The organism is Bradyrhizobium sp. (assembly GCF_019242285.1).
Taxonomy (GTDB): domain Bacteria; phylum Pseudomonadota; class Alphaproteobacteria; order Rhizobiales; family Xanthobacteraceae; genus Bradyrhizobium.
Genome location: NZ_JAFAVV010000006.1, coordinates 1 through 6,626 on the forward strand (window position 1 = coordinate 1; position 6,626 = coordinate 6,626).

Genomic DNA, 6,626 nt, shown 5'->3' on the forward strand with positions numbered 1-6,626 from the left:
CAAGGCCCGGCGCTGGGGCGGGCCTTCATGATCTGCCGTTCTGCAGGGATCAGCGTGGCGCAAGCACCATCACAACCTGACGGCCTTCGAACTTCGCGTCCTGCTCAACCTTCGCGAACTCGGCAACATCAGCCTTGACCTTGTCCAGAAGCTTGGTGCCGATCTCCTGGTGAGCCATTTCGCGGCCGCGATAGCGCAAGGTGATCTTCACCTTGTCGCCTTCCTCGAAGAAGCGCTGCATTGCCCGCATCTTCACGTCGTAGTCGTGATCGTCGATCATCGGCCGGAGCTTGATCTCCTTGATCTCGACGACTTTCTGCTTTTTGCGGGCTTCCGCGGCTTTCTTCTGTGCCGAATACTTGTACTTCCCGTAGTCCATGATCTTGCAGACGGGAGGATTGTTGTTCGGCGAAATCTCCACCAGATCCATACCCGCCTCGACGGCCATCTTGATTGCCATCATGGTCTCGACGGTACCCCGGTTGGTACCGTTCTGATCGATCAGCTGAATCTGCGCGTTGCGAATCTCATCATTGGTGCGCGGCCCGTCTTTGGCGGCAGCGGGCGGGGCTCTATTGGGACGGCGAATGGTTAGTTCTCCAAAGCTGTGAAAGGGAGGCGATATTTTGAAGCAATACGCAGCACCGGGCAAGCGAACTCGCAAGGTGCGCGCGGAAACCGTCAAATGCGAGGCATTTCGGTAACGGCCAGCCAGATAGACACCGATCGTCTATTCCGCAAGCGTCAGGAATGGCTTAGGTCGATATTTGCTTGAACGCGCTGGGCGCGTGCCCACGTGAGACCATCGTGAACTGGAGCGGACCGGCATGGCTGACGGCAGCATTGGCGCATTGGAGCCGGTCTTCCTCGAGGTGGGCGAGCACGACCAGGCGCGCCGGATCGCGGCGCGTGCCCGCGCCGGAACGGCGCCCGGACTGCTCTGGCTCGGCGGTTTCAATTCAGACATGAAAGGCACCAAGGCCGTCGCGCTCGATGCATGGGCCGCCGGGCAGGGCCGCGCCTGCGTGCGCTTCGATTACTCAGGCCACGGCGAATCGGGTGGCAAGTTCATTGACGGCACCATCGGACGTTGGCTCGAGGACAGCCTTGCGGTATTTGACCGGTTCTGCTCCGGGCCCCAGGTCGTGATCGGCTCCTCGATGGGCGGCTGGATCGCGCTGCTGCTTGCGCGTGCGCTCGCCAGGCACGGCCAAAGCGGCTCGCTTGCGGCGATGGTTCTCATCGCCCCGGCGCCCGACTTCACCGAGGCGCTGATGTGGAAGGGCTTCTCGCCGGAGGTCCGGAACGAGATCGAAACCAAGGGGGTCTGGTTGCGGCCCTCGCCCTACGGCGATGGCTCGCCCTATCCGATCACCCGGGCGTTGATCGAGGAGGGCCGCAACCATCTGATGCTCGGCAGCTCCATCGATGTCGGCTGCCCGGTGCGCATCCTGCAGGGCGCGCAGGATCCCGACGTGCCCTGGCGGCACGCCTTCGAACTGGTGCATCGCCTGCCGGCGGACGACGTGGTGCTGACCATGATCCAGGACGGTGACCATCGGCTGTCGCGGCCGCAGGATATCGCGCGGATCATCGCCGCCGTCGCCGAGTTCGGGTGAGTTTCGGGGAGGACTGCCGTGGACGTCACAACCATGCTCCGCGCCTTCTGCGACGCCGTGGAGCGCCGCCAGGGCGAGGCCCTCGCTGCGCTGTTCACCGAGGACGGCGTCTATCACGACGTGTTCTACGGCGCGTTTGCGGGGCGGGCCGCGATCGCGGCCATGATCGACGATCATTTCCATCGCACCGCCACCGACTTTCGCTGGGACATGCATGCGCCCGTGAGCGACGGCGAGACGCTCTATGCACGCTACACCTTCAGCTACCGCTCGACCTTGCCGGAAGCGAACGGAGCGCGCGTGATGTTCGAGGGCGTCGCGATCATGAAACTGCGCGATGGCCGGATCGCCGAATACCGCGAGGTCGCCAACACCGCGCCAGCCTTCGTTGCGATGAATTTTGCTCCCGAACGGATCGCGAAGATCGCCGCGAGGCAGGGCGCCGAACTGAAGGCGCGGCCGGAGATGGCGCGGCATCTTGCTGACTAGCCTTCGTCAAGGCGACGGCGCGAGCTTCGGCATCGCGTTGCGCTGCGCGAGCGCCGCGACCGTCGACGTGCCGATTGCGCCCTGTTCGTCGTACAGCCAGCATTCGCCGATCGCGATACCTTCCTTGGCGTGATGATTTACCACCTCGAAGCCGATCCATTCGGTTGCCGGCAACCGGTGCAGATAGAGCGTGACGTCGGTGTTGATGTAGCCGAGCCCCTGATCGCCGGCATTGGCGAAGGGGCTGGCGAAATCCGCCGCCAGCGCCACCCGCACGAACGGGGTCAGCGGCGCAGCTTCGACCAGCGGACGGACCTCGCTCATCCACAGCCGGCGCGGCCCGACCGTGCCCATGGTGCCGACGATCGGACGGGTCGTCCATTTGCCGTGCATGCCGAGTCTTGGATCGGTCGGGGCGGCGATGTCGCCTGGCTGCGGCGCATCCCAGTTCGGCGGCGACCAGACGGTGCCGGGCGGATTTTCCGTCCGGCGCAACAACTGGCAGGACGCGCGCGCCATCGCGACGCCGCCGGAGACGAAATCGGCTTCGATCAGGCGGATGCGCAGGCCGTCGCGGATGGACTTTGTCCGCACCTCGATCGGGGTCTCGATATTCGGCAGGCGGAACATGTCGACGGTCAGTCGCGCCGGCACGAAATCCGCGCCGCCATGGCGCTGCTCGATGACGAAGGCGAGCAGGCCGATCACGACGCGGCCGTGCAGCGATTTCGGATCCCACGGCCCGTTGGCGACCGAGGTGGGAATGAAATCGTCGCCGTGTCGGGTGAAAAATGGCTGGCTGGTCATCGCGGGTGACCCTGCCGGATTTTCAGCATCGAAATCAAGGCTCCGAGCCATGCGCTGTCGCAGGACGCCATTCCCCGGCGACTCGTTCGTCGCGCTCCGACGCGGCAGCCTTCGTTGCCAGCGCGGCGAATTCCTCCAGCGCCAGCAATTGCGACAGCGCCCACACCGCGGCCCCGCGCACCAGCGGGCTCGGATCGTCGAGCCGGCGCGCCGCCGCGTCCGCGAGCGCGGCATCGCCGGAATTGCCAATGGCGATCAGCACATTGCGCAGGAAGCGGTCGCGCCCGGTGCGCTTGACCGGCGATTTCGCAAAGCGCGCGCGGAACGCCACATCATCCAGCCGCGCAAGCTCGGCGAGATCGGGCGCGCGCAATTCGTCGCGTGCGGCGAGCTTCGCTTCGCGGCCCGCTTGCGCGAACTTGTTCCAGGGGCAGACGGCGAGACAGTCGTCGCAGACATAGATGCGGTTGCCGATGCGCTGGCGGAATTCGCGCGGGATAGGCCCCCTGTGCTCGATGGTGAGGTAGGAGATGCAGCGCCGCGCATCGAGCCGGTAGGGCGCCGGGAACGCGGCGGTCGGGCAGATGTCGAGGCAGGCGCGGCAGGAGCCGCAATGGTCGCGCTCGGCTTCGTCACGGGGCAGTTCGAGCGTGGTGAAGATCACGCCGAGGAACAGCCAGGAGCCGAATGCGCGCGACACCAAATTGGTGTGCTTGCCCTGCCAGCCGAGGCCCGCGGCCTGCGCCAACGGCTTCTCCATCACGGCGGCGGTGTCGACGAACACCTTGACGTCGCTCGGGACCGTGGCAATCAGCCAGCGCGCCAGTGCCTTGAGCTTCTTCCTGATCAGCTCGTGGTAGTCGTCGCCCTGGGCGTAGACCGAGATCGCGCCGCGCGAGCGTTGCCGCAGGATGTCGAGCGGATCGGCGTCGGGGCCGTAATTGACGCCGAGCATGATCACCGAGCGCACCTCCGGCCACAGTCCGCGCGGATCGGTGCGGCGAGCGGGCTCCCGCGCCAGCCAGTCCATGTCGCCATGCGCGCCCGCGGCGATGAATTCGTGGAAATGCCGCCCCGCCTCCATGATCGCCTCCGGGGCGGCGATGCCGATGGCATCGAAGCCGAGCGCGCGGGCCTGCTCGGCAAGAGCACGCTTCAGCTCCCCTGGCGCGATCAGAAGTCGAGGTCCACATAGGTCGGCGACGCCGGCACCCCCGCCAGCCATTCGCTGAGCAGCGGCCGGAACGACGGGCGGGATTTCACCCGCGCGTACCACGCCTTTGCGGCCTCGTCCTCGTTCCATGGCACGTCGCCCAGATAGTCGATCGCCGAGAGATGCGCGGCGGCGGCGAGGTCCGCGTAGGTGAGCCGCTCGCCGGCGAGGTAGTTCCGCCGCTGCGCGAGCCAGCCGATATAGGCCAGATGATAGCGCACATTGGTCTTCGCGGCGCGCATCACCTCCGCCGCCGGCGCGCCGCCGCCATTCCCTTCGCTCATGAAGCGCTTGTAGATGCGCTCGGTGACGAGCGGATGCGAGGCCTCCTCGAAGAACTTCTCGTTGAACCAGGCCATCAGGCGCCGCACCTCGATGCGCTCGGCCATGGTCTGCGGCAACAGCCGGCGCTGGCCCGCCGCCTTGCCGCAGGTCTCGTCGATATATTCGGCGATGATCGCAGCCCCCGGGACGGCCGTCTCGTCGCCGTCGATCAGGACCGGCGTGGTGCCGGCGGGGTTCAGCGCGAGGAAGGCCTCGCGGCGGTCCCAGACCCGCTCCTCGACCAGCCGCAGGTCGAGGCCGTATTCACCGAGCACCAGCCGGACGAAGCGCGAATGCGGGCAGAACGGGTGGTGCAGCAGCGTGAACATCGAGCTCTGAATGATTCGTGATGATCTAAACTAGCGCCGAATTGGGGCGACAAACTATCCGGGCGGCGGGACAAGGGGTGTATTCCGATTTTATCGATTGCGGCAACCGGGCGAATAGGCGAGAACGGCCCCCGTTTTCGGGCCGAAGGCGAGCAGAGCGGATTGCATCATGATGTCAGACACGTTGCGGGCGGTGATTCTCGGCATCATCGAGGGCGTCACGGAGTTCCTGCCCGTCTCCTCGACCGGCCACCTGCTGCTTGCGGAACGCTTCTTCGATCTCGGTTCCGGCGGCTTCTGGAACAGCTTCACGGTCCTGATCCAGCTCGGCGCGATTCTCGCGATCGTCGCAATCTATTTCTCCAAATTGTGGCAGATCGCGTTCGGCATGTTCTCGAACGCGGACGACAGGCGCTTCGTGATCGGTCTCCTGATCGCGTTCCTGCCTGCGGTGGTCATCGGCCTGGTCGCCGGAAAATTCATCAAGGAGATCCTGTTCAACAGCCCATGGGTGGTCTGCTTCTCGCTGATCGTCGGCGGTGCGATCCTGCTCTGGGTCGACATGATCGATCACAAGCCGCACGAGCATGACGCGACGCGGTTTCCGCTCCTGACCTATCTGTGGATCGGCTTCGCGCAATGCCTCGCCATGATCCCCGGCGTGTCGCGCTCGGGGGCCAGCATCGTCGCGGCGATGCTGCTCGGGGCCGACAAGCGCGCCGCGGCCGAATTCTCCTTCTTCCTCGCGATCCCGACCATGGTCGGCGCCTTCGCCTATGATTTCTACAAGAGCCGCTCCGAGATGACGGCCGATCATCTCGGCATCGTCGCGATCGGCTTCGTGGTCTCCTTCGTCACCGCGGTCGTCGTGGTGAAGACGTTCCTCAATTACGTCACCCGCCACGGCTTCAAGCTGTTCGCCTGGTGGCGCGTGATCGTCGGTACGCTGGGCCTGATCGCGCTGGCGATGGGACGGTAGCAGTTAATTTGTAGGGTGGGGCTAAGCGAAGCGTGCCCACCGTCCGGCGTCGCATGTGCTGAAAGATGGTGGGCACGGCGCGGGCGCGCCTTAGCCCACCCTACGGATTTTCACACCTTGGCTTACGCATTCTTGCGTTGAAACTGGCCGGCGGGGCGGAAGCGCCAGAGATATTGCGGCGCGACCGCTTCCAGCGAATCGGGACGGATGCCGAGCCCTTCGAGGGTGAGGCCCGCGGCCTTCGCCGCGTCGGAGACGACGTTGTCGACACGCAACAGCTCGACCTGGTCCGGGGTCAGCCTGATCGCGCCCGGCGCGAATTGCAGGAGCATCGCCTGCAGCCTGGCGAGCGCGAACGGCAGCGACAGCAGCATGCGCTCGCGGTCGGTGATCTCGAGGATGATCCGCATGATCTCGCGCATCGACAGCACTTCCGGGCCGCCGAGCTCGTAGATGGCGCCTGGCTTGGCCTTGCCATCCACGGCCTCCGCGACCGCGCGGGCGACGTCGCCGACATAGACCGGCTGCAACCTCGTCGCCCCGCCGCCGATCAGCGGCAGCGCCGGCGATAGCCGTGCCAGTGCGGCGAAGCGGTTGGTGAACTGGTCCTCCGGACCGAACACCAGCGACGGGCGCATGATGACGGTCGCGGGCAGGGCGGCCAGCACCGCCTGCTCGCCTGACGCCTTGGCGCGGGCGTAGCGCGAGGGCGACTGCGCGTCGGCGCCGATCGCCGAGACCTGCACCATGCTGGCCCCCGCTGCGGCGGCGGCCTTGGCGACCGTCTCGGCGCCCTTGGCCTGCACAGCGTCGAAGGTCTGGGCGCCGCCCTCGGTGAGGATGCCGACCAGGTTGACGGCGACATG

8 protein-coding genes are annotated in these 6,626 nt (G+C 66.0%); 3 read left to right on the forward strand and 5 right to left on the reverse strand.

The features are described from left to right. Positions 1-49: 49 nt before the first annotated feature. On the reverse strand, positions 50-589 hold the full coding sequence (gene infC, locus JOY90_RS00305; protein ID WP_291689189.1) for a translation initiation factor IF-3: 540 nt from the start codon (positions 587-589) through the stop codon (positions 50-52). 238 nt (positions 590-827) lie between these two features. Here infC and JOY90_RS00310 point away from each other — a divergent pair, with 238 nt between their 5' ends. Both JOY90_RS00310 and JOY90_RS00315 read left to right on the forward strand, forming a co-directional pair. Then, a complete protein-coding gene (locus JOY90_RS00310) occupies positions 828-1,619 on the forward strand; it encodes an alpha/beta hydrolase (protein ID WP_291689182.1) in 792 nt (263 codons plus the stop codon). A gap of 18 nt (positions 1,620-1,637) precedes the next feature. Next, positions 1,638-2,108 carry a nuclear transport factor 2 family protein gene (locus tag JOY90_RS00315; protein WP_291689183.1) on the forward strand — a complete coding sequence of 157 codons (471 nt, stop codon included), beginning with the start codon at positions 1,638-1,640 and terminating at the stop codon, positions 2,106-2,108. A 6-nt stretch (positions 2,109-2,114) separates the two neighbouring features. Here the strand turns inward: JOY90_RS00315 and JOY90_RS00320 are convergent, their stop codons facing one another. Genes JOY90_RS00320 through JOY90_RS00330 form a run of 3 tightly spaced genes read right to left on the reverse strand, consistent with a single transcriptional unit; the run spans position 2,115 to position 4,781 of the window. Next, positions 2,115-2,915 (reverse strand): acyl-CoA thioesterase domain-containing protein, encoded by an 801-nt coding sequence (locus tag JOY90_RS00320; RefSeq protein WP_291689184.1) that lies wholly within the window; start codon positions 2,913-2,915, stop codon positions 2,115-2,117. Between the two features lie 34 nt (positions 2,916-2,949). Beyond that, a complete protein-coding gene (gene queG, locus JOY90_RS00325; RefSeq protein ID WP_291689185.1) occupies positions 2,950-4,140 on the reverse strand; it encodes a tRNA epoxyqueuosine(34) reductase QueG in 1,191 nt (396 codons plus the stop codon). Continuing rightward, positions 4,089-4,781, reverse strand: coding sequence for a glutathione S-transferase family protein (locus JOY90_RS00330; RefSeq protein ID WP_291689186.1), 693 nt, complete (start codon positions 4,779-4,781; stop codon positions 4,089-4,091). The genes queG and JOY90_RS00330 overlap by 52 nt, the downstream gene beginning before the upstream one ends. A 169-nt stretch (positions 4,782-4,950) precedes the next feature. On the opposite strand from JOY90_RS00330, the gene JOY90_RS00335 reads away from it, so the two are divergent. Then, a complete protein-coding gene (locus JOY90_RS00335) occupies positions 4,951-5,760 on the forward strand; it encodes an undecaprenyl-diphosphate phosphatase (protein ID WP_291689187.1) in 810 nt (269 codons plus the stop codon). Positions 5,761-5,882: 122 nt separating this feature from the next. Here JOY90_RS00335 and JOY90_RS00340 read toward each other — a convergent pair. After that, on the reverse strand, positions 5,883-6,626 hold a 744-nt coding region (locus JOY90_RS00340), incomplete at its 5' end, for a complex I NDUFA9 subunit family protein (protein ID WP_291689188.1).